The 22394-nt window shown below is 63.9% G+C and carries 26 protein-coding genes; 12 read left to right on the plus strand and 14 right to left on the minus strand.

What is annotated here, in order from left to right:
* Positions 1–75: 75 nt before the first annotated feature.
* Positions 76–1047, minus strand: a complete 972-nt coding sequence (locus FJ946_RS08590) for a GlxA family transcriptional regulator (protein WP_140563969.1) — start codon at positions 1045–1047, stop codon at positions 76–78.
* 130 nt (positions 1048–1177) lie between these two features.
* On the opposite strand from FJ946_RS08590, the gene FJ946_RS08595 reads away from it, so the two are divergent.
* Together FJ946_RS08595 and FJ946_RS08600 are read left to right on the plus strand one after the other, a co-directional pair.
* The gene (locus FJ946_RS08595; protein WP_181167594.1) at positions 1178–2419 is read left to right on the plus strand and encodes a DUF262 domain-containing protein; all 1242 of its coding nucleotides are present in this window, start codon (positions 1178–1180) and stop codon (positions 2417–2419) included.
* Positions 2412–3224, plus strand: a complete 813-nt coding sequence (locus FJ946_RS08600; RefSeq protein WP_140563847.1) for a HEPN domain-containing protein — start codon at positions 2412–2414, stop codon at positions 3222–3224. The genes FJ946_RS08595 and FJ946_RS08600 overlap by 8 nt, the downstream gene beginning before the upstream one ends.
* Positions 3225–3240: 16 nt before the next feature.
* Here FJ946_RS08600 and FJ946_RS08605 read toward each other — a convergent pair whose 3' ends face one another.
* The 4 genes from FJ946_RS08605 to FJ946_RS08620 all read right to left on the minus strand — a co-directional run bounded on the left by FJ946_RS08605 (position 3241) and on the right by FJ946_RS08620 (position 7932).
* Positions 3241–4410, minus strand: a complete 1170-nt coding sequence (locus FJ946_RS08605) for a PLP-dependent aspartate aminotransferase family protein (RefSeq protein ID WP_140563849.1) — start codon at positions 4408–4410, stop codon at positions 3241–3243.
* Positions 4407–5864 carry a pyridoxal-phosphate dependent enzyme gene (locus FJ946_RS08610; protein ID WP_140563851.1) on the minus strand — a complete coding sequence of 486 codons (1458 nt, stop codon included), beginning with the start codon at positions 5862–5864 and terminating at the stop codon, positions 4407–4409. Before FJ946_RS08610 ends, FJ946_RS08605 begins: the two co-directional genes overlap by 4 nt.
* Positions 5865–6074: 210 nt before the next feature.
* Positions 6075–7415: an FAD/NAD(P)-binding protein gene (locus FJ946_RS08615; protein WP_140563853.1), complete on the minus strand. Its 1341-nt coding sequence runs from the start codon at positions 7413–7415 to the stop codon at positions 6075–6077.
* Between the two features lie 25 nt (positions 7416–7440).
* A complete protein-coding gene (locus FJ946_RS08620) occupies positions 7441–7932 on the minus strand; it encodes an Rrf2 family transcriptional regulator (RefSeq protein WP_140563855.1) in 492 nt (163 codons plus the stop codon).
* A gap of 612 nt (positions 7933–8544) precedes the next feature.
* On the opposite strand from FJ946_RS08620, the gene FJ946_RS08625 reads away from it, so the two are divergent.
* The 4 genes from FJ946_RS08625 (at position 8545) to FJ946_RS08640 (ending at position 11474) form a co-directional block, all read left to right on the plus strand.
* Positions 8545–9462: an ABC transporter substrate-binding protein gene (locus FJ946_RS08625; RefSeq protein WP_140563857.1), complete on the plus strand. Its 918-nt coding sequence runs from the start codon at positions 8545–8547 to the stop codon at positions 9460–9462.
* Between the two features lie 152 nt (positions 9463–9614).
* On the plus strand, positions 9615–10388 hold the full coding sequence (locus FJ946_RS08630) for a taurine ABC transporter ATP-binding protein (RefSeq protein WP_140563859.1): 774 nt from the start codon (positions 9615–9617) through the stop codon (positions 10386–10388).
* Entirely contained in the window at positions 10385–11248 is an 864-nt protein-coding gene (locus FJ946_RS08635; protein ID WP_140563861.1) for an ABC transporter permease subunit, read from the plus strand. Before FJ946_RS08630 ends, FJ946_RS08635 begins: the two co-directional genes overlap by 4 nt.
* A 19-nt stretch (positions 11249–11267) precedes the next feature.
* Entirely contained in the window at positions 11268–11474 is a 207-nt protein-coding gene (locus FJ946_RS08640; RefSeq protein WP_140491853.1) for a hypothetical protein, read from the plus strand.
* Positions 11475–11481: 7 nt separating this feature from the next.
* Here the strand turns inward: FJ946_RS08640 and FJ946_RS30730 are convergent, their stop codons facing one another.
* Positions 11482–11667 (minus strand): hypothetical protein, encoded by a 186-nt coding sequence (locus FJ946_RS30730; protein WP_181167265.1) that lies wholly within the window; start codon positions 11665–11667, stop codon positions 11482–11484.
* 310 nt (positions 11668–11977) lie between these two features.
* On the opposite strand from FJ946_RS30730, the gene FJ946_RS08650 reads away from it, so the two are divergent.
* The 4 genes from FJ946_RS08650 (at position 11978) to FJ946_RS08670 (ending at position 15223) form a co-directional block, all read left to right on the plus strand.
* Complete coding sequence (locus FJ946_RS08650; RefSeq protein ID WP_140491856.1) at positions 11978–12346, plus strand: septal ring lytic transglycosylase RlpA family protein; 369 nt, start codon at positions 11978–11980, stop codon at positions 12344–12346.
* A gap of 228 nt (positions 12347–12574) precedes the next feature.
* Positions 12575–13852: a polyhydroxyalkanoate depolymerase gene (locus FJ946_RS08655; RefSeq protein WP_140491858.1), complete on the plus strand. Its 1278-nt coding sequence runs from the start codon at positions 12575–12577 to the stop codon at positions 13850–13852.
* Positions 13853–14025: 173 nt separating this feature from the next.
* Positions 14026–14646 (plus strand): transglutaminase-like cysteine peptidase, encoded by a 621-nt coding sequence (locus tag FJ946_RS08660; protein ID WP_140491861.1) that lies wholly within the window; start codon positions 14026–14028, stop codon positions 14644–14646.
* A 337-nt stretch (positions 14647–14983) separates the two neighbouring features.
* Positions 14984–15223, plus strand: a complete 240-nt coding sequence (locus FJ946_RS08670; RefSeq protein ID WP_140563863.1) for a hypothetical protein — start codon at positions 14984–14986, stop codon at positions 15221–15223.
* A gap of 89 nt (positions 15224–15312) precedes the next feature.
* On the opposite strand, the gene FJ946_RS08675 is transcribed toward FJ946_RS08670, so the two are convergent.
* Genes FJ946_RS08675 through FJ946_RS08690 form a run of 4 tightly spaced genes read right to left on the minus strand, consistent with a single transcriptional unit; the run spans position 15313 to position 18051 of the window.
* A complete protein-coding gene (locus FJ946_RS08675) occupies positions 15313–15681 on the minus strand; it encodes a helix-turn-helix transcriptional regulator (RefSeq protein ID WP_140491865.1) in 369 nt (122 codons plus the stop codon).
* Between the two features lie 10 nt (positions 15682–15691).
* Positions 15692–16222 (minus strand): Smr/MutS family protein, encoded by a 531-nt coding sequence (locus FJ946_RS08680; RefSeq protein WP_140491867.1) that lies wholly within the window; start codon positions 16220–16222, stop codon positions 15692–15694.
* Positions 16219–17322: a murein transglycosylase A gene (locus tag FJ946_RS08685; protein WP_140563864.1), complete on the minus strand. Its 1104-nt coding sequence runs from the start codon at positions 17320–17322 to the stop codon at positions 16219–16221. The genes FJ946_RS08680 and FJ946_RS08685 overlap by 4 nt, the downstream gene beginning before the upstream one ends.
* 24 nt (positions 17323–17346) lie before the next feature.
* Positions 17347–18051 (minus strand): Tim44/TimA family putative adaptor protein, encoded by a 705-nt coding sequence (locus tag FJ946_RS08690; RefSeq protein ID WP_140514105.1) that lies wholly within the window; start codon positions 18049–18051, stop codon positions 17347–17349.
* A gap of 213 nt (positions 18052–18264) precedes the next feature.
* On the opposite strand from FJ946_RS08690, the gene FJ946_RS08695 reads away from it, so the two are divergent.
* Both FJ946_RS08695 and secB read left to right on the plus strand, forming a co-directional pair.
* Positions 18265–18765: an FxsA family protein gene (locus FJ946_RS08695; RefSeq protein WP_140491873.1), complete on the plus strand. Its 501-nt coding sequence runs from the start codon at positions 18265–18267 to the stop codon at positions 18763–18765.
* Positions 18766–18932: 167 nt separating this feature from the next.
* On the plus strand, positions 18933–19430 hold the full coding sequence (gene secB, locus FJ946_RS08700) for a protein-export chaperone SecB (protein WP_140491875.1): 498 nt from the start codon (positions 18933–18935) through the stop codon (positions 19428–19430).
* Between the two features lie 107 nt (positions 19431–19537).
* Here secB and dnaQ read toward each other — a convergent pair whose 3' ends face one another.
* The 4 genes from dnaQ to FJ946_RS08720 all read right to left on the minus strand — a co-directional run bounded on the left by dnaQ (position 19538) and on the right by FJ946_RS08720 (position 22362).
* A complete protein-coding gene (gene dnaQ, locus FJ946_RS08705) occupies positions 19538–20242 on the minus strand; it encodes a DNA polymerase III subunit epsilon (RefSeq protein ID WP_140563865.1) in 705 nt (234 codons plus the stop codon).
* Between the two features lie 107 nt (positions 20243–20349).
* On the minus strand, positions 20350–20931 hold the full coding sequence (coaE, locus tag FJ946_RS08710; protein ID WP_140554731.1) for a dephospho-CoA kinase: 582 nt from the start codon (positions 20929–20931) through the stop codon (positions 20350–20352).
* Positions 20928–21770, minus strand: a complete 843-nt coding sequence (locus FJ946_RS08715; RefSeq protein ID WP_140554732.1) for a shikimate dehydrogenase — start codon at positions 21768–21770, stop codon at positions 20928–20930. Before FJ946_RS08715 ends, coaE begins: the two co-directional genes overlap by 4 nt.
* Complete coding sequence (locus FJ946_RS08720) at positions 21763–22362, minus strand: Maf-like protein (protein ID WP_140563866.1); 600 nt, start codon at positions 22360–22362, stop codon at positions 21763–21765. Before FJ946_RS08720 ends, FJ946_RS08715 begins: the two co-directional genes overlap by 8 nt.
* Between the last annotated feature and the right edge of the window lie 32 nt (positions 22363–22394).

A 22394-nucleotide genomic window follows, 5' to 3' on the forward strand; every position in this document is an offset into this window, starting at 1 on the left:
CCCTTGAGGGACCCTCGTATGGGAGATGGCCGGCAGGACAGAGGGGGGCGACGTCTCTCAGCGCCAGCAAGACCTCTAATGCCGTCGCGCCAGCTTCGGAGGATGACCGTGCTCCTCGCGAAAGGCGCGCGCGAAGCTCGACATCGAGGCAAAGCCGCAGGCGAGCGCCACGTCGCGCACGGCGAGCGTCGAGTGCGCCAGGAGATCGGCGGCGCGTTTCAGCCTGAGCCGCCGGTAATAGCCGCTGGGCGAGATGGCGAGTTCGGAGCGGAAGGAGCGTTCGAGCTTGTCGGACGACACGCCGAGCCGCGCGGTGAGCTCCGCCATGCCGAGCCGCTCCTCGACCGCGTCCTCCATGATGGCGATGGCCGACAGCACCAGCTCGTTCCGCACGCCGGTACGGAGGCGCAGCGGCATCAGCTTGCGGTCGACGCTGGAGCGCAGCTGGCTGTGCACGAACCATTCGGCGACGCCGGCCGCAAGCTCGGCGCCGTAGTCGCGGGTAATGATCTCCAGCATCATGTCGAGGCTGCCGACGCCGCCGGCCGAGGTGAAACGCTTGCGGTCGATGACATAGAGGTCGCGCCTCAGCTCGACATTGGGAAAGGCCTCGGTGAAGGCCGCCTGGCTGGTCCAGTGCAAGGTGCAGGCATGGCCGTCGAGCAGGCCGGCGCGGGCGAGGAAGAAGGCGGCGTCCGCCACCGCGCCGATATGGGCGCCACTGCGCAAGCTGCGGCGGATCCAGCTTGCCGCATCCTCGGCAACGAGATGATCGGCATCGCCGCCTGAGCAGACGACGATGCGGTCGACCTTCGGCGCATCCCCGGCATAGAAGCGCGGCTGGATGACGACGCCGTTCGAGGCCTCGACCGCGCCCTGGGTAGCGCCGACGATGATCCAGCGATAGCATTCCCGCTTCGCCAGCACATTGGTCGCGCGCAGCGGCTCGATGACCGAGCTGAACGCCATCATCGGAAAGCCGGGGAAGACCAGCACCGCGAAAGTGATAGATTCGGTGGATTTCGGAGGTTTGCGCGGGTTGTTCATGGCGCCGTTTGCCTCCAGCTCGGCCGATCTATGCATGATACATGCTGGAAGCGCAAAGCGCTGTCCTGTGAGAACTATTTGTTGCATAACGAGGCACTTTAGCCGCTACGACTGAAAAGGAGACGATATAGTGGGTTCGGCGGGCAGCATAGATGAAGATAGCGACCCTCTATTGGAGGAATTGGACGATACAGAAGAAGCTGATTCCGATTTCAATGTGATTTCGTTTAAGACGGTAGATGAGATCGAGAAGTCGATCGTCGATTCTCCATTTAGGGCTATTTATCAGACAAACAACTTCCTTTTGCCGCAGATAAAGGATGTTGTTGACGAATCGAAAACTGTCAATTTGAGACCGGAATATCAAAGACGGTCGAGATGGACAAACAAGCAAAAATCGCTTCTAATTGAGTCATTTTTACTAAACATACCTGTTCCACCGATTTTTCTCTTCGAGGGTGACTTTGCTCGATATGAGGTGATGGATGGTCAACAAAGATTGCTCGCGATTCGTGAGTTCTTTGCCAATCAATTCAAACTATCATCGTTGGGCGTTCTGGCACCGCTAGTAGGCCGTACCTACGCATCCTTACCACCTCGCACTAAACGCACACTCGAGAGAGCCTCACTTTCCGCTATTGTGCTTTTAAAAGAGTCTCGCGCCTCATTGAGGGACGCCAACACAAATCGCGTACTTGAGTTGAAAAAGTTTGTCTTCGAGAGATTAAACACAGGTGGTAAGAAACTTAATGCGCAGGAGATTCGCAATGCAGTTTATTCCGGCGTATTTAATGACACCATAATCAGCCTGACAAGAACTCCGGCCTTCACAAGGATATGGGGAATACCTCCTTATAGCGCCGAATACACCGAGGCTGACTATGAGAGCCCCGAGAGAAAGAAAAATGCCCTTTACCAGACTATGGGCGATTGCCAGATCGTTCTCAGGTACTTTGCCCTTCAGAACGACAAGGGGATCAAAGGGTCAATGCGCTCTATCCTCGACAAATGCATGGAGGCCAACCTAGACATGACTTCCGCCCAAGGGAGTATCATTTCTAAGCAATTTTCCGAAAGACTGACCTTCGCTGACGCACTTTTCGATGGAGCGCCTTTCCGTCTATCGCCGGGCGACACGGAACGCCGATCGGAAAGTATGTACGATGCGGTAATGATCGCGATTGATCGGCTTTGGGCGAGGCGAAATGACCTTATCGCGGCAAAGCAGGCGATCCAAACTGCGTATTGGGCTGCATTGGACAGTCCGGAGAAGATTGAGCAATTCACGGGACGCGCCAATACGGCAGCCGACATCCGTGCGAGAATAACTGCGATGGAGGAGCTTTTTAAGGCTTCTGTTAAAAATGCCTGATTTCAAAGTTGCAGATTCCGAGTTCGACAGGCAGGCGTCTATCCTCGAGATTCTAGTCCGGACGATTGATGTTTCGTCGCTCCAAGATGCCCTTGCTCCGACTCTAGTCGCGGGCACTGCTTTGCCGTTGGTTCCAGCGGGTGGGAAGAATACGATGGCTGCTGCCGCAATCGTATTGTTAGCCGCGCACTTTGAAGAGTACGTCCGGCAACAGGTGGAGGAATATGCCAAAGGCGTCATCGTCGAGTATGCCTTTCTAAAGAGTGAATTTAAAGAGAAGTTAATGGATACCTATTGGAGATCTGGTTCGGGGAAGTTATCTCGAATCAAGCCGAAAGGCTTTCCCGCATGGGTTGGCTTAGCAGAGCCCGTTATGCGCGCATTGATCGAATATCCGATTGGTACCAACATGCTATCGTTCCAAGCAAAACTAGTATCCGAGCACGAAAACAATATGAGGTTCGATACAATGGCGGAGCTTTGCGGTCGAGTTGGCATAACAAAACTTGGAGAACTGATGTATAAATCCAAACCGCTTAGGGACACTGTGAATTCCCCATCAAAGGATCAGTTCAATATAACGCTTCAGCGACAGGTGTCTGAGTTCTACGAACTCCGAAACGGAATTGTTCATTCAATCTCTCAGAACACTGGGGTGGGAGCAACAGTTTTCAACCAGTGGGCAGCCTTTTTTCGGCTCCTCACAACTGCTTTTTCGGACGCGTTAAATGAGGCGTTTCAGAAGTTTGACAAGGAAATTGAGAAGGCGAAGCAGGTCGCAGGAGCGCCCGCAATAGCGGGTTAGGACTCTGTCCCGCCCTCTAACTCCCCAGCGCCTGCTCCAGGTCCGCGATCAGATCGTCGCCATCTTCGATGCCCGCCGACAGCCGCACCAGCGAATCCGATATGCCGATCTCTTCGCGCTTCTCCGCCGGGATCGATCCATGCGTCATCAGCGCCGGATGCTCGATCAGGCTCTCCACGCCACCGAGGCTTTCGGCCAGCGTGAACAATTGCGTGCGTTCGAGGAAGCGTTTCGTGCCGGCGAGGTCGCGGTCGAGCACGGCTGATATCATGCCGCCGAACGCATGCATCTGCTGGACGGCAACGGCATGCTGCGGATGGCTGGCGAGGCCGGGATAGATGACCCGGCGCACATCCTTGCGGGCTTCCAGCCACTGCGCGATCTTGAGGCCGTTCGACGAGTGCCGCTCCATCCTCAGCGCCAATGTCTTGAGGCCGCGCAGGGCGAGAAAACTGTCGAACGGGCCCGAAATGGCGCCGATGGCGTTCTGCAGGAATTTCAGGCGATCGGCCAGATCCTTGTTGTCGCCGACAACAGCCACGCCGCCGACCATGTCGGAATGGCCGTTGAGGTACTTCGTCGTCGAATGCACCACGACGTCGATGCCGAGCTCCAGCGGCCGCTGCAAATAGGGGCTGCAGAATGTGTTGTCGGCGACCGAGAGGATGCCCTTGCGCCTTGCAAGGGCTGCGACGCCTTCGAGATCGACGATGCGCAGCAGCGGGTTGGTCGGCGTCTCGACCCAGAGCATTTTCGTCTCCGGGCGGATTGCCGCCTCTATAACCGCAAGGTCGGTGCAGTCGACGAAGCTCACCTTGAGATCGGCGGAGCGCTTGCGCACACGCTCCATCAGGCGGAAGGAGCCGCCATAGATGTCGTCGGTGGCGACGATGTGGGCGCCGGAATCGAGCAGTTCCAGCACGGTGGCGATCGCCGCCAGCCCGGAGGCGAAGGCGAAGGCAGCCGAGCCGCTTTCGAGATCGGCCACCGCGCGCTCGAAGGCAAAGCGCGTCGGATTCTGGCTCCGGGCATATTCAAAGCCCTTGTGCACGCCGGGCGACTGCTGGCCATAGGTCGAGGTGGCGTAAATCGGCACCATCACCGCTCCGGTCAGGGGATCGTGGCTCTGGCCGCCATGGATGGTGCGGGTGGAGAAGGCCAGGCGGTTCTTTCCGGATGCGGTCATCGTGCACGGCGCCTCAAATGGTTGATCAGGTCGATGCGGGTTATCAGGCCGACGAACTCGTCGCCGTCGAAGATGATGGCGACCTCGTTGCGGTCGAATACCGGCAGCAGCGCGTCCAGCGTCTGGCTGGCCTGCAAAGTATGCAGATTGGAGGTCATCGCCGTGCGTACCGGCGCGTTGAAGCGCTCCCAGCGGCCCTCATAGGGGCCGTCGACCTTGGCCAGAATGTCGCTTTCGTCGACGATGCCGACCAGCTTGCCGTCGTCGAGCACCGGCAGCTGCGAGACATCGGAGCGGCGCATGCGGCCATAGGCGTTGAGCAGGCTCTCGTCCGGACCGACATAGACGGTGTCGCCGGTGCGGTGCGTGCGCATCACCAGGTCGCGCAGGTCGCCATGCTGCTCGTGCTCGGCCAGCCCCTGCTCGGCCAGCCAGAAATCGTCGAAGACTTTCGACAGATATTTGTTGCCGCTGTCGCAGACGAAGGTGACGACGCGCTTGGGCGACGTCTGCTCGCGGCAATAGCGCAAGGCGGCCGACAGCAGCGTGCCCGAAGACGAGCCGGCCAGGATGCCTTCCCGGGACAGGAGATCGCGCACCGCCAGCATGCTCTGCTTGTCCGATATGGAATAGGCCTTCTTGACCAGCGACAGCTCGGCATTGGGCGGCACGAAGTCCTCGCCGATGCCTTCCACAGTCCAGCTGCCGGCCTCCACCATCTTGCCGGTCTTGATCAGCGGCGCCAGCACCGAGCCGACCGGATCGGCCAGCACCATTTCCGTCTTCGGCGATGCCTTGGCGAAGAACCGGCCAAGGCCGGTCAGCGTGCCGCCGGAGCCGACGCCGACCACCACCGCGTCGACATCGCCGTCGAGCTGCGAAAAGATTTCCGGACCGGTGGTGGTTTCATGCGCCTCAGGGTTGGCCGGATTGGCGAACTGGTTGGCGTAGAAAGCGCCGGGCAGCTCGGCCGCGATTTTTTCGGCCATGTCCTGATAATATTCGGGGTGGCCCTTGCCGACATCGGAGCGCGTCATGCGCACTTCCGCGCCCAGTGCGCGCAGGTGCTGGATCTTCTCGCGCGACATCTTGTCGGGCACGACCAGGATGATACGGTAGCCCTTGGGGATGCCGACCTGGGCGAGGCCCAGCCCCGTATTGCCGGCCGTCGCCTCGACGATCGTGCCGCCTTGCTTCAGCCTGCCCTCCTTCTCGGCCGCCGCGATCATCGACAGTGCGATACGGTCCTTGATCGAGCCGCCAGGATTCTGGCTTTCGAGCTTGATGAACAGCCGGCACTTGCCGGTGTCGAATTGGGTCAGTTCGACCACGGGGGTCTGGCCGATCAGGTCGAGCACCGATCCGTAAGGCGGCCGCAGGCGCGACAGTGCGTTTTCCGAAGCGGCGTTTTCCAAGGGGGCGCTATCCGAGGGCGCGATCTTGTGCCTGCTCATATCGATGCTCCATGATCAAGCGGCCGCTTCGGGCAGGGCGGCAGCGTATCCTCTTTTCCAGCCCTTTGCAGTGGGAAAGAAGATAGATCGTGCCAATCGACCGGCTAGATGGAGAATGAAATTCCGGGGCGGGCTCCGTCGTGCAAATCGCCCGCAGGCTTGTGGGGCACGCCCCCTCTGGCCTGCCGTAGAACGCCGACGCCAAACACCCTACCCCAGCAGCTGCTTGCTCAGCCTCGCACACTGGACGCGAATATCCGGAATGGCGTCGATCTCGAAGAAGGTGCCTCTGGTCAGCGGGCCGACGGCGAGGATTTTCCTGGACACCGTGCCGTCGCCGGCGATGATCTCGCAATTGGCCGTCACGTCGAGGCCGATGCGCAGCGGATCCGGCCGCGCCAGCCCGCGGTCGACCAGCGAGCGCACCACGCTGTTCGACGAGGCCGAGATGTCCCTGACGATACCGGAGCAATCATAGATGCGGGCGACCTCGAACCTCTCCAGCCGCTTGGTGTGGCGCGACTGGACCTGGACCGTGAACTCGCCGCCCGCCGCGATGTCGACGACACGGCCGGCGACGAGGCGGATGCGGCCGGACTGCACGGCTTGCGTGACGCGGGCATGGACCTCGGGCGCCATGCGGTGGCGGTGGATGTCCCACCACGCCTTGGTGTGCTCGACGAAACGACGCTTGGCGGAGGCCGGCCAGTTCTGCCAGATCTTCTGGTTGAACGGGCGAAGGCCGTCGACGACGTCGCGCCAGTCGATGCCGGCCTTCTGGTTTTCCCGGATCAGGTCGCGGAACCAGCCTACGAAATAGGAAAGCTGGGTGCCGAGCGGGATATCGGCGACGTCGAGCTTGATCGGATTGCCCTTGCGGTGCGGCGAGGGCAGCAGGCCGCGCCGCGACACCGCGACGATCTCCGCGCGGTGGCCGCGCTGTTCGAGCGCCAGGAATGCGTCGACCATGCTGAGGCCCGTTCCCAGCACCATGACGCTCCGGTCGGGATCGAGCGCGGTGTCGGCCTCCGACCCCATCCGAACCGCATGGCCTTGCCCCATGGCCGGCACCTCGTCATGGCCGGTGGCGAGCACCGCCAGATGGGCGACGACGCTGGTGCCGTTGGCGAGCGCCACTTCGACCCCCGAGGCCGTGGGCGAGATCGACAGGCTCTCCTCATGGATCAGCCGAAGCCGTCCGGTCTCCCTCTCGCGCGCCTCGAGATCGTCCAGCAATTCGCCGAGATAGCGGGCATAGATGCTGCGCGGCGCGTAGACCGGCGCCTGCTCGGGCGTTGCCAGGCCGCGTTCCACCAGCCAGCGCCAGAAATTGCCGGGATCGTCGGCATAGGCGCTCATGCCGGCGGCGCTGACGTTCAGCACATGCGCGGAGAGCAATGTGGAGTAGGCGATGCCCTGGCCGAAATGCGGGCGCTTCTCGATCAGCGTGACGCGAAGGTCGGGATTGGGCTGTCTCAGCAGATGCGCGGCGAGCACGACCCCGCTGGCGCCGCCGCCGACGATGATGATCGAGTTGCCGCGGCCGCTCATGCCAGCCCCGTGCGACGCGCCGGCGTCAGGCCTTCACCGCAACCGGCAGATCGTCGCTCGCGACCGAGAGGTCGTCGAGGCCCCTTGCGACCCCAAGGTCGTCGAGGCCGATGTCGCGCATCTCGGCGAGGCTGCGCTGGTCGAGCACCTCGGCGATCGCTTGCCGGACTTCCAGCATCAGATGTCGAACCTGGCATGTCGCCTCGTTACAGTCTTCGCAGCGCTGGTATTGGGTACGGCTGGCGCAAGGGATCGGCGCCAGCGGGCCGTCGAGCACACGCACGACATGGCCGACCCTGATTTCCTCCGGTGGCCGCGCCAGGCGATAGCCGCCATCCTTGCCTTTGCGGCTCTGCACGAAACCGGCATTGCGCAATTCGCCCAGGATGGCGTCGAGAAACTTCTTCGGGATGCTGTTGCCGGTCGCGATGTCGTTGACGAAGGCAAGCTGCCCGGCCGGCATCCGCGCCAGATGGACGAGCGCCTTGAGGCCGTACTTGCCTTTCTTGGTGAGCATGATCCGAACGTTTCTCTGTCATGCGATGGCTCGAGGCCATCCGTTGCGAAACGCCTGGCGTGCCTCCCGCCGCGCTCAAGCATCCATGACACATAAATTCTACCAACATGATATACAAGCCAATCGCGATTGATCTTGCTTGATTTTCAAGCCATTGCGGCCATTTTGGACCTGACTTGTGACTCCGGGGACACAAACCGTGGCGCGACGGCCTGAGACTGGTGCCGCCGGCGATCGCCGCGATACGGGTGGGTATGACCTCTCATCGCCGCCTCCAGGTTCTATGTCGATAAGTTTACTATACTTAAACGCGAACAGGCGGAACATGTTTTTAAATTCCCATCCGTCTGAAGCATGGATTTGCCTTTCAAGCGGCTGCAGCGTGAATTCTCGTTCGCGATCGGTGGCCGGTAGCGGGGCCGAGCTTCCCGAATGTGATTGACGTCGCCACTCTTGAAGCGCCATAGCCGCCAAATCCGCTTGGGGACCTCGGCACCGGCAGCTTTTTCCAACAAATCCAGCCCCGCTAGAAGAATTTAACTCTACAAGAACCATAGAATTAGCGAACTATCATGAAGCAATCCGGTTTTCCCCTGTTTCATGGAGCCCTTGATGTCCACCACCATTTCGCGACGCATCCTTCTCCTGTCTACGGCCGCACTTGCCGGCGCCGCCTTCCTCGGCCCGGCTTTTGCCGACGACCTCAAGATCACCATCGGCTACCAGACGGTGGTCGAACCCTCCAAGGTGCCGCAGGCCGATGGTGCCTATGAAAAGGCTACCAAGGCCGCCATCGACTGGCGCAAATTCGATTCCGGCGCCGATGTCATCGCCGCGGTCGCATCCGGCTCGGTCGACATCGGCTATGTCGGTTCGAGCCCGCTGGCGGCGGCGGCGAGCCGCGAGTTGCCGGTCCAGACCATCTTCGTCGTCGGCCTGATCGGGCCATCCGAGGCCCTGGTCGCACGCAACGGCGCCGGCATCGAGAAGGTCACCGACCTCGCCGGCAAGAAGGTGGCCGTGCCCTTCGTCTCGACGACGCATTACAGCCTGCTTGCGGCCTATGTCTGGGATCCGGCGCTCGGCCAGGTCAAGACATCAGGCAAGGTGGTGCTGGATTCCTCCCAGGTCGCCGCCTGGGGCGCGCCGACCTTCGACGCCTGGATCGTGCGCACCGACTTTGCCGAAAAGAACCCGGAAGCGGTGCGCGACTTCGTCAAGGTGACGGGTGCGGCCTATGCCGAGTACCTGGTCAAGCCCGATGCCTGGTCGGCAGCGTCGCCGCAGGCGGCCGAGATCGCCAAGCTGACCGGCGCCAAGGTCGAGGAAGTGCCTGAACTGCTCAAGGGCTATGTCTTCCCGACACTCGAAGAACAAGCCTCCGACAAGTTCCTCGGCGGCGGCACGGTCAAGGCGATCGCGGCCGCGTCCGCCTTCCTCAAGGAGCAGGGCAAGGTAGACGCCGTGCTGCCGGACTATTCGAAATATGTGACATCGAAATACGTCACCGAGGCGCTGGCCTCGAACTGACCCGAGCGTTGGAGCGCCCCATGCCACGACGGGCAGGTGGCGCCCCTATGAGACGCGCGCGGCTTTCCTGACGCCGCGTGTCGTCTGTCCCGGAGCCGCTGACGAGGCTCTGCTTCGGGCAGGCGGACTTCAACGAACTCCTGCGAGGGCTCATGTCGCATCTCGTGCTCGACAGAATCTCGATCCACTATGACGGCCAGCCCGCACCCGCCGTCGAGCGGGTATCGATCGACGTCGCCAGCGATGACCTCGTCGTCCTTGTCGGCCGTTCCGGCTGCGGCAAGACCTCGCTGCTCAATGTCGCCGCCGGCTTTGTCGCGCCGGCACGCGGCACGGCCGCGATCGACGGCCGGCCGATCGCAGCACCCGGTTCGGACCGTGCGGTGGTGTTCCAGAACGACGCGCTGTTTCCTTGGCTGACGGCGCGCGAGAACGTCGCCTTCGCGCTCAGGCTGCGCGGTGTCGGGCCATCCGAGCGGGCGCGCCGCGCCGACGAATTGCTCGGCCTGGTCAAGCTCACCGATGCCGGCGACAAGCGCATCTGGGAGCTGTCCGGCGGCATGCGCCAGCGCGTCGGCCTTGCCCGGGCGCTGGCTGCCGAGCCGCAATTCCTGCTGCTCGACGAGCCGCTCGGCGCGCTCGATGCGCTGACGCGCGAGCGCATGCAGACGACGCTGCTCGACCTGTGGACGGCAAGCAATGTCGGCGTGCTGATGGTCACGCACGGCATCGACGAGGCGCTGGTGCTCGCCACCCGCATCGTCGTCCTGGCGCCCGGGCCGGGCCGGGTGGTGCGGACCTTGGAGCCGGGCTTCTCCAGGCGCTACGCAGCGGGCGAGGCCATCCGCGCCATCAAGGCCGATCCTGGCTTCGCCGCGGCGCGCGGCGAACTGACCGACGCGATCTTCGAGGGAGAGGCGGCATGACCATTTCCTCCTCCTACACCGAACGCTCCGGCTCCAGGACCGAAGAGGCCGACGGCCTGTCGGTGCCATGGTCGCGCCCGGTCCCGAAGCGCAAGGGCGTTTCGGCGCGCATGGTCAGCGCGGCCACCATTCTTCTGGTGCTGGCGCTTTGGACGCTGTCGGCCCGCCTGCAACTGGTGTCGCCGGTATTCCTGCCCTCGCCTGTCGCGGTGTGGAACAAATTCATCATCGTCGCCCGCGATGGCTTTGTCGACGCAACGCTCGTCCAGCATATCGCCGCCAGCCTGGGGCGGGTGTTCGCCGCGCTCATCGCGGCGCTCCTCGTCGGCGTGCCGGTTGGCCTCGCCATCGGCATCAGCACCGTCGGCCGCGGCATTTTCGATCCGCTGCTGGAATTCCTGCGGCCGATCCCGCCGCTCGCCTATCTGCCGCTGGTCATCATCTGGTTCGGCATCGGCGAGCCGTCCAAGGTCCTGGTGATAGCCATCGCCATGCTGGCGCCGGTGGCCTTGTCGACCGCGTCCGGCGTCCGCGGCGTCTCGCAGGAGCGCATCAACGCCGCGCGTTCGCTTGGCGCGACGAGGCGCCAGGTGGTCCGCCACGTGATCCTGCCCAGCGCGCTGCCGTCGATCCTGACCGGACTGCGCATCGCGCTCGGCGCCGGGTGGTCCACGCTGGTCGCCGCCGAACTGGTGGCGGCGACGCGCGGGCTTGGCTTCATGATCCAGTCGGCGGCGCAGTTCCTGGTCACCGACGTGGTGGTCATGGGCATTTTGGTGATCGCGGCCATCGCCTTCGTGCTCGAATTCGCCATCCGCAGGATCGAGCGCGCGCTCGTGCCGTGGGCGGGACGCGAATGATCGGGAAACGGAGATGACGATGACCCATTCCACCGCCATGCTGTTCGCCCATTTTGGCACCTGGCTGCTGGGCCTGACATCCGATGGCAAGGCGATAGAGGAGGACAAGGCGACAAGGGAGGACGGTCCGCGCTCGCCGGCGCCCGTCCGACTCCCGGCCGGGCGTGACCGCCTGCCGCCGCGAGACGAAAGCTTCTACTGGGCCTGGCAGTACTGGTCGCAGTGAGAGCGGCTCAACCGCGCGAACGGTTCGCCCACACGAGCCCGGCGAGACCGACCAGCATGACGACGATGCCGATGGTGAGCCATTGCGACTGGCCGGTCATGAAGCTGCCGCCGATCGCGCCGATGCCTTGCAGCGACCACAGCGCGCCGACGGCCAGCACAATCAACGCCAGCAGATTTTTGATCAGTCTCATTGCCGGATTCTCCCTTCCGAAGTTGATCGGTCGCGTCGTCGCCGTCGCGATGAAAGAGGCAAAGGAATCGGTTCGGCAGCAGCATCTTCTACTTGGATGTTGCCGCTCGATCTTGTCAAACAAGACATGGATATCCGCTGGAACATCATCGTGAGTTGATCGCTGACCGTCGGGAAATCACTGACAGACTGTTACCGGGCGACTCCAAACGTGTGCCGGCGCCATGGAACCGCCAGATGATTGCCGCATTTCGTGCCTTATTGTCTCCGTAACGGCTGGGGCCTGTCAAAAACGGAGCCTTCCCCCAAATATGAATAACAACAACCGGACCGCGCTTGCCGCGGTGACGATCGCTGCTGGCCTGATGGTCGGCGCCTCCGCCACTCCAGCCGCCTCCGCCGCCGGTCAATGCGGCCGCGCTTCCTGGTACGCCCTGCACTCCAGGACCGCGTCGGGCGAACGGATGAACCCTTCGGCCTTGACCGCCGCACACCGCACGCTGCCTTTCGGCACCAAGCTGCGGGTCACCAACCAGAACAATGGCCGCAGCGTCGTGGTGCGCATCAACGATCGCGGACCGTTCATCCGGGGACGCGTGCTCGACCTGTCGAAGGGTGCCGCCGGCCAGCTCGGCTTCATCGGTTCGGGCCACACCGCGGTCTGCATGGCGCGCGTCTGACCACCACTGCCCGGCCCGAGGGCCGGGCCGCCTGGCCTTCGCACCTGCACAATGAGCCGGCTTGTACCGTCCAAGGCTGATTTCCAACGCTTTGGACCAAGAATGCGTATAGATCACGCCACGTGACGTATTGCATCGCAGCAATTAGTTGTTAACTTCCCCGCGAGACAGTTAGGGCCAGGCACTGCTCGCCGCCCCTTCGGTCGCAGGCCGCAGCGGGGTAAACGGATGTTCTACCAGCTCTATGAAATGAACCACGCCGCCCTGCAGCCGGCCCGTCTCTATGCCGATGCGGTGCGGCTGTTCTATTCCAACCCGCTCAATCCGTTCTCGCACACGTCCTGGGGCCGCTCGATCGCGGCGGGCGCCGAGTTGTTCGAGCGCACCACGCGCCGCTACGGCAAGCCGCAATTCGGCCTCGACAAGACGGTGGTCGACTGGAAGAGCGTGGCAGTGACCGAGAAGGTCGTCTGGTCACGACCGTTCTGCAACCTGGTGCGTTTCGAGCGCGCCGTGCCCGCCGGGCGGCGGCGCGATCCGAAGCTTCTGATCGTGGCGCCGATGTCGGGCCACTATGCGACGCTGCTGCGCGGCACGGTCGAAGCCATGCTGCCCCATGCCGACGTGCACATCACCGACTGGATCGACGCCCGCATGGTGCCGACGGCCGACGGCCAATTCGATCTCGACGACTATATCGACTATGTCGTCGACATGCTGCATGTGCTGGGCCCCGACACGCATGTGATGGCTGTTTGCCAGCCTTCCGTGCCGGTGCTGGCGGCCGTGGCGCTGATGGAAACGCGCGGCGACCCCTTCGTTCCTGCGACGATGACCCTGATGGGCGGGCCGATCGACACGCGCCGCAACCCGACCGCGGTCAACCTTCTGGCCGAGGAGAAGGGCATAGACTGGTTCCGCGACAATGTCGTGATGCGCGCGCCCTGGCCGGTGCCGGGCTTCGGCCGCGAGGTCTATCCAGGCTTCCTGCAGCTTTCGGGCTTCATGAGCATGAACCTCGACCGCCACATCATCGCCCACAAGGACTTCTTCATGCACCTTGTGAAGCATGACGGCGACAGCGCCGAGAAGCACCGCGACTTCTACGACGAATATCTGGCGGTGATGGACCTGACGGCTGAGTTCTACCTGCAGACGGTCGACACGGTGTTTGTCCGGCATGCCTTGCCCAAGGGCGAGATGACGCATCGCGGCACGCCCATCGATCCCTCGGCCATCCGCAATGTCGCGCTGTTCACGGTGGAGGGCGAGAACGACGACATTTCCGGCCTTGGCCAGACGCGGGCGGCGCACGATCTGTGCGTCAACATTCCCGCCGACAGGAAGGCGCATTACATGCAGCCCGCGGTCGGGCACTACGGCGTCTTCAACGGGTCGCGCTTCCGCGCCGAGATCGTGCCGCGCATCGTCGACTTCATCACCAGCTATGGCCGCCAGAACCGGGTCGCCGTGAAACCGAAGCTGGTCCGCACCGCCAAAAGATAGGCAGCCTGCATTGCCGGCCCGATAGCGCCGGACAGGCCGGGCAGGCCTGTCGCACGGGTGCCGCTGCCATGCGTCTCGCGGGTAACCATGTCGCAAATCACCCAATCGTGGTAATTGACACGGACTGTAGATCGCCCTTAACCTTTCATTAATAACAAGGGCGAGCGGGGACAATGAATTCCTCACCAATGGCGCGAGCGCTTCGTGCGTGCGCAGTAGCCGGACTGGCGACAATGATGGGAGGCTGGGTGGCACCGGCCCTGGCGGCCGGAGCGATGACGACCGGCGGCGTCGCGTCGCAACCGATCGGCCATTATGATTTCTGCAGGCTCAATGCCCGCGAATGCGCAATCCGTCCCGGCAATCTGGCGCCGGCCGCGATGACGGACAGGTTGTGGCGCAAGCTGGCCAAGGTCACCGCCAGGGTGAATGCCGCCGTCAAGCCGATGAGCGACATGGACATCTATGGCAAGGACGAGGTCTGGGCCTATCCCGCCAAGGGCGTCGGCGACTGCGAGGACTATGTGCTGGAAAAGCGGCGCCTGCTGTCCCGGATGGGCATATCGCTTGCCGATCTTCTCATCACCGTGGTGCGCAAACCCGACGGCGAAGGGCACTCGGTGCTGACGGTGCGCACCGACAGGGGCGACTATGTGCTCGACAATCTGACCGACAAGGTCAAGGCCTGGGACGACACCGGCTACCATTTCCTCAAGCGCCAGGCGATCGACAACACCGGCCGCTGGGTCTCGATCCGTGGCGGCCAGCAGGTGCTGGTCGGGTCCGTGGAGTAGGGACTGCGGCGGGCGGCGCGCCCAACCGCCGGATGTCGGCCCCGCCCCTCATTGCCCTGCCGGGCATTTCTCCCCGTATAGTGACGGGGAGAAAGACGCTGTCATCGACGATTTCCCCAATTGCCGACGTCGCAAGAAATACGCCAAGGGCGCGGCTGTCTCCCTTCTCCCCGTCCTATACGGGGAGAAGGTGCCGGCAGGCGGATGAGGGGCGGCGCCGACGTTGCAGTCACGCGCCTCGCGCACTCCCCAAAAAAATTCCCACACCCTCCATGAACCATTTCGGCCCGGCCGGCGACACACAGCCGTGAACCGAAACCAACCATGGAGACTTCAAATGACTGCTTTCCTGCGTAACACCCTTCTCGCCGCCGTCACGGTGTCGGGCATGGCCGGATCCGCTCTGGCCGATCAGACCATTCGAAGCTGCGCCAACACCAATCTCAACGACCTGTGGAGCGGCCGCTGTTGCGGCGCCGCCGGCGCATCGGACTGCCTTGGCGGCGGCAATGGTGGCCGCGGCCATGGTGATCACGGCCGCGGTGGCAATGGCGGCAGCACGGCCGGCAAGAACTGATCTCATCACGGCGGCCCGCCGGCTGCTGCTGGCGGGCCGCCGTTTCGCGATCGGGAGCTCAGCCGCCGCGAGAGCCGGGCAAACCCGGCCTACCGCCGTCGCCCCAGCGCCGCTCGGATAGAGAAGGTTATGCCGCGCAGTTCCTCCTCGTCGAGCTTTTCGATGTTCTCGGCCAGGAGGTTGGCAAGCTCGGTCGCGGCCGGGCTCAGGCCCGACGTGTCGAGCCTGACGCGCGGATGCGAGCCTTCGGCCAGTCGCGCCAGTTCCTCCGCGTCGTCCCAGATGATGTTGAAATAGCCGATGATCTTCTGGATCAGCGTCCAGGTCGGCGCGCCGCGCCTTCCATGCTCGAGCGCCGACAGATAGGCGGCGCTGACGCCGATGGCGGCGGCCATGTCCTTCTGGGTGACGCCGCGCTCGGCCCTCAGCGCCCGCAGCCTCTCGCCGAACGGGGTCACGACCCCATCCTCACGACCGGACCCGCCGCAGCCTGACATAGAGCGCGCCCGAGCCGCCATGATTGCGCGCGGCGTGGTCGTGACTGGAGACCAGCGGCCGGAACGCCGGCGTCGACAGCCAAGCCGGCACCGCGCGGCGCAGCACGCCGTCGCCGCCCGACGACGAGCCCTTGCCGGTGATGACCAGGACGTAACGAATGCCGCCGGCATGGGCGCGGTGCAGGAAGGAGAACAGCAGCGAATAGGCTTCGTCCTGCGTCATGCCGTGCAGGTCGACCCGGCCTTCGATGGGCAGCCGGCCTTTCGACAATTTGTCCAGCGTCGGCTCGTCGAGTGCATGGGAGACATGCTGGGCCTTCGGCTTAGGCGCGCCGGCCGGACCGGCAACGGGCCGGGCTTGTTGCGTCGGCGCCGGCTTCGCCTCGATGCCGAAATCCGGGACAGGCACGGCGGCCTTGCCCTTCAGCGGCTTGGCCGTGCGCGCCACCAGGTTCCACAGCACCCGGTCGTCCTCGCTCAACCTGTCGCTGCGGCGGGTCATGGCTTCGACCCCGAGACGAGCGGGCGCGGCACCAGTGCGTAGAAATCGGCCGGATTGCGCACCACGCCGGCGATCTCGCCGGCGGCGTCGCCCGAGCCGGCGAAGAGATCTCCGCGCGCCGGCCCGGTGATGGCGGAGCCGGTGTCCTGCGCGATCATCAGGCGCCGGAACGGTTTTGCCTCGAAGGCCGTCAGCGATGGCGCGTCGATGTAGAAGGGCGTGCCGAATGTGTGCAGCAGCCGGTCGACGGCGATCGAGCGGCCCGGCGTCAACGGCACCTTGGCGGCGGCGATCGGCCCGAGCGTTGCGTCCTCGACCGCGGCCTCGCGGAAGAAGATATAGGAACGGTTCTGCCACAGGATCTCGTCGACGCGGCCGGGATGCGCCCTGAACCAGGCGCGGATCGACTGCATCGTCACGTTTTCCAGCGGGATCTCGCCGAGCTCGCTCAACACCTTGCCGGGCCCGGTGAAGCGCTGGCCGGACTTGGCCGCATAGGTGACGCGGCACAGCCGGCCGTCGGTCATGAGAAGCCGCGCCGCGCCCTGCACATGGATGAAGAATGCATCGACCCTGTCGGCCAGCCAGGCGATCTCCAGTCCCTTGCCGGCGAGCGCGCCACGCTCGATCGCGCCGCGGTCGAAATATTCGGCCGGCCCGTCCGGCGTCCGGCGCGCGAAAGCGAGATAGGGGTCCATTCCGTCGGGCCGGTTGGCGTCGTCGACATCGACGAGATCGGCGGGACGCGACAGAAGCGGCACGGCAAAACGCTCCGTGCGCACCGGCGAGGCCTCGACCTCCGGTTCGTAGAAGCCGGTGACGAGGCCGGCGCCGGTCTCTGGACTCACCAGCATGGGGACGAAATGACGCTCGAAGAAGGCGCGGGCCTCCGACCGGCTGGCAGGAGGGGCCGCGCGCGCCTCGGCATTGGCACCGGCAAAGGCGTCGAAGTCGACGCCGAGCGCGCCGCTGCGATAGGGCTTGGCCAGGACATGGAAGGCAGAGCGGCGAAAGGCCTCCAAGGCCGCCAGATGGTCGTCGTCATCCCAGCCGGGCAGAGCGCCGAAGGATCTTTCGCTGAATGCCTGATGGAAGGACACGACAGGCCCGCCGCGGTCAGGGATTCAATCTTCTTCTTCGGTGGCGACGAGCTTCCAGTTCGGGTCGCGCGAGCGCGTGTCGCGGGCGAAGGTCCAGACGTCCTTGACCTCGGCGACGGTTTCGGGGTCGCCGTCGATGACCGCACCGGCCTTGTCGCGCGTCGCCGAAATCAGCTCGCTGATGATGCGCAGCGTGACATGCGCCTCGCCGCCCTTCATCTCGGCCGAGACGATGTCGGCCTTGTCGATGCCGACGAAGGAAGACTGGATCTTTTCCGACCGCGCCTCGCGCTCGCCGATCGCGGCGACGAAACCGTCATAGACATCGCGCGACAGAAGGTTCTTCAGCGTTTTGCGATCGCCGTCGGCATAGGCCATGACGATCATCTCGTAAGCCATCTTGGCGCCGTCGACGAAACCCTTCGGGTCGAAGGACGGATCGTTGTCCTTGATCGTGCGCAGGCCCTTGTTGAGGTCGGTGCCGGGCTTGGCAAAGGCGTCGATGGCCGCATAGACCTCGCCGGCCGGCTCACCGGGCTGGCGCTTGCGCGGCAGCGACACGACATTCTCGGACTTCTGCGCATCCTTGTCGCCGGTGCGGGCGGCGGTATAGGGATCGAAAGGCGGCCGTTCGCTGCCGGTACGACGGCCCAGCACATTGCGCAGCTGGAAAAAGATCACAACTGCCGCAATCAGAAAGAAAATCGTGCCGAAGTCGAAGAAACCCATATCTTCCGCCAATCAATCCTGCCCTCGGCCGGACCGCCCGGCCAACAGGGCAGCGGTCGCATAGCGTTCAACATGCAAACCATATAGAACGCAAGGCGCAATCATTCAAATCAAAGGCAGCCATACCTATCTAACAGCCTCGGCGCCAGCGGCCGGTGGCCGCTGGCAGGCAAAACAGACCAACGCCAGAACGATCGGAAGGATCGGCAAGACTTGCGCATTTCGTTATTTCCCGTTTTTCTTCTGGCGCTTCCGCTGCTGGAGATCGCCGGCTTCGTCATAGTCGGGCGCCAGATCGGCGCGCTGGCGACGGTCGGCCTGGTGCTCGCCTCGAGCATCGCCGGGGCGCTGCTGCTCAGGCATCAGGGTTTTGGCGTCATGAGCCGCATCAGCACCGAGATGGGCGCCGGCCGCGATCCGAGCCGCCAGCTCGCGCACGGCGCCATGATCGTGCTCGCCGCGATCCTGCTGATCATCCCGGGCTTCATATCGGACATTTTCGGCATTCTCCTGTTCCTGCCGCCGGTGCGCGATCTTGCCTGGCGCAGGCTCAAGGGCCGCATCGTGGTGGCGACGAATTTCTCGGCCGGCGGCTTCCGCGGCCGGCCGCGCGACAGGGTCATCGACCTCGACGACGGCGATTATTCGCGCGAAGACGATTTCAAGCGCGGGCCGGACCACAATTCGCCATGGCGCCGCCTGAAGGACGACTGAGGCTATATTGATGTTCAGGTGATGCCGGCCTGACCTGAATCTCGACGCAGTCTGGATCCCCTCCGGTCGCAAGGCGGCAAACCTTGTCTTGTCATGCCGGCCATGGTAGCGAACGCCCGATTTCAATTCGGTCAGCAATGCTGCCCAGGCAAAAGGACACAAGGCTCATGGCCAGCAAAGATGACGCGCCGGTCGGCGCCAACGGAAACGGCAACACGGCGCAGCCCTCGCTCAACGTCCTTGCCCAGTATGTGAAGGACCTTTCCTTCGAGAGCCCCGGCGCGCCGAACTCGCTGCGCGGCCGCGATAAGGCGCCCGGCATCGCCATCAACGTCAACGTCAACGCCAATCCGCTCTCCGACAAGCAGTTCGACGTCAACCTGACGCTGAACGCCAAGGCGTCCTTCGACCAGGAAGTGCTGTTCAATGTCGAGCTGGTCTATGGCGGCGTTTTCGCCATCAGTGGCTTCCCGCAGGAACACATGCTGCCGATCCTGTTCATCGAATGCCCGCGGCTGCTGTTCCCGTTCGCCCGGCAGATCATCGCCGAGGCAACGCGCAATGGCGGCTTCCCGCCGCTGATGCTCGACCCGATCGATTTCGCGCAGATGTTCCAGCAGAAGCTGGCCGAGGACCAGGCGGCGTCGAAGGTCCAGGTGAGCTGATTCCGGCTCGTACGGATATTGCAGAAAGACCCGGCCTCGCGCCGGGTTTTTCGTTTTCGAGGCCGGTTTGGCCGCGAAGCCCCCCGACTTCGAGGAGAACGGCGCGCTTAGGCGCCCATCACCTTCAGCCACAGCGCCTTCTCACCCAGCGTGGCGACCATGCCGGCATGCGCCGCGCGCTCGGCTTCGCTCAGGCGCGGGGGGAGGGCGATCGGCCGCGCACCGACCGAGATATCGATGTCTGCCACTTCGCCCGCGCCGTTCATCTGCACTGAAACTGTGTCCAGGATCAGAGCCGTCTGCTTGCCGCCGATCAGCTCGATATAGACTTCGGCCAACAGCTCCGAATCCAGCAAGGCGCCGTGCTTGGTGCGCCGCGCATTGTCGATGCCATAGCGCCGGCAGAGCGCATCGAGCGAATTGGGACCCATCGGATGCCTGCGCCGCGCCAGCGCCAGCGTGTCGACGATGCGCCCGATATCGACGGCCGGATGGCCGAGCCGGCCGAACTCGACATTGAGGAAGCCGATGTCGAAGGTGGCATTGTGTGCGACTAGCTTGGCGCCGTCGGTGAAGGCGATCCACTCCTCGACAATCTCGGCGAAGGACGGCTTGCCTTGCAGGTCCGCCATGCTGATGCCGTGCACGGCCTGCGCCTCGGCGTGGATCGAGCGGCCCTGCGGGTTGATGTAGTGGTGGAAGGTCTTGCCGGTTGGAAAGCGGTTGACCAGCTCGACGCCGCCAAGCTCGATGATGCGGTCGTCGCGCATGTCGAGGCCGGTGGTTTCCGTATCGAAAATGATCTCACGCATCGAATCAGTCGCTCCTGGTAAGCAGAATCGTGAGAGCGGAACAAAATGGCAATGGGCAATGGCTTTTTTCCTTCTCCCCCTGTGGGAGAAGGAAAAGAGGCAGCGATCTAACCTCTCAAATCCGCGATGATAGCTTTGACCTCAGCCCGCGCGGCATCCAGGCCCGGGCTGGTGTCGATGACGAAGTCGGCCTGGCGGCGCTTTTGCGCATCCGGCACCTGGCTGGCGAGGATGGAGGCGAGTTTCTCTTCGCTCATGCCGGGCCGCGCCAGCACGCGCTGGCGCTGGACTTCGGCCGGCGCGGTGACGACGACGACCTTGTCGACGCGGTCGCGGCCGCCGGTCTCGAACAGGAGCGGAATGTCGAGAACGGCAAGCGGCTCGCCGGCGGCGCGGTTGCGCGCCAGGAACGCGTCGGCGTCGGCGCGCACCAGCGGATGGATGATCGCTTCCAGCCTTTTCAGCGCGGCCGCATCGCCAAGCACCCGAGCGCCGAGCTTTGCCCGGTCGACGCCTCCGGCGCCGGTGGTTCCTGGAAACGCGGCCTCGACCAGGGGGGCTGCCTTGCCGGCATAGAGGCGATGCACCGTCTCGTCGGAATCGTGGACCGGGATGCCGGCCTCGGCAAACATTTTCGCGGTGGTCGACTTGCCCATGCCGATCGAACCGGTGAGGCCGAGCACGATCATGGTTTTGGCGCCAGATCGGCTTCGACGAGCGCGCGCAATTCGGGTGTGACCTGGGGCCGCACGCCGAACCAGCGCTCGAAACCCGGCACCGCCTGGTTGAGCAGCATGCCGAGGCCGTCCACCGTCTTCAGCTTGCGCGCGCTTGCCGCCGCAAGCAGCGGCGTCTCGAGCGGCACATAGACGATATCGGTGACGATCGCGTGGTCCGGCAAAAGGGCCGGGTCGGCGGCCAGACCCTCATTGCCTTGCATCCCAAGCGCCGTGGTGTTGATGAGCAGGCCGGCATCGGCAAGCAGTTCACCGGTCGCCGCCACGCCATGCGCGGAGACACCGGCGCCGAACCGGTCGCGCAATTCCACCGCCCGGGCAAGCGTGCGGTTGACGATGCGGATATCGCTCACGTCGCGTTGCTTCAGCGCGTGAATGACGGCGCGCGAGGCCCCGCCGGCGCCGAGCACCACCGCCGGGCCATTGATTGCCCAACCCGGCGCATGATCGTCGAGATTGGCGGCGAAGCCATGGCTGTCGGTGTTGCCGCCCCACAATTGGCCGCCCTCCAGCCACAGCGTGTTGACGGCACCGATCTGCTGGGCTGCCTCATCACGGCGCTCGATCAGGGCGAACGCCGCCTCCTTGTGCGGGATGGTGACGTTGCCGCCGAGATAGCCGTTCGCTTGCAATGTGCTCAGGAATTCGGCGAAATCCTGCGGCGCGACATCGATCGCCTGGTAGCTGCCGTCGATGCCGTATCTGGCCAGCCAGTGGCCGTGGATCTTCGGCGAGCGCGAATGCTTGATCGGGTGACCGGTGACGAAGGCCTTTTTGGTCGCCTCAGCCATCGATCGCTCCCAGCGTGCGCAGTTCGGCCAGCAGCGGCAGCAGCGGCAGGCCGACAATGGCGAAGTGGTCGCCCTCGATCTTCTCGAAGAGCTGGATGCCTTCGCCTTCGACCTGGTAGGCGCCGACGCTCGACAGCGCCCTTGAGCCGACGCGCGCCAGGTGGCGGCCGATGAAGGCCGGATCGAGCTTGCGCATGGTGAGGCTGGCGATGCCGACATGGCGCCACAGCACCTCGCCGTCGCGGACCAGGACCGCGGCGCTGTTGAGCTGATGGGTCCTTCCCGACAGCGCCAGCAGATGGCGGCGCGCCCCTTCCATGTCGGCCGGCTTGTGGAACACCTCGTCGCCGAGCGACAGCGTCTGGTCGCAGCCGAGCACCAACGCGCCGGGCCTGCGCTCGCTTACTTCGGTGGCCTTGGCTTCGGCCAGCACCAGCGCGACATCCTCGGGCGAGGCGCCGCTGCCTTGCAGGGGCGCCTCGAGCGCGCGCTCGTCGACATCAGGCGCAACCGCCTCGACGTCGATGCCGGCACCGAGGAGCATCGTCTTGCGGAACGGACTGCCGGAGGCGAGGATGATTTTTTCGGTCATGCTGGTTCACCCAGGGTTGGCGTTCCATCGCG

Source organism: Mesorhizobium sp. B2-4-7 (assembly GCF_006442685.1).
Taxonomy (GTDB): domain Bacteria; phylum Pseudomonadota; class Alphaproteobacteria; order Rhizobiales; family Rhizobiaceae; genus Mesorhizobium.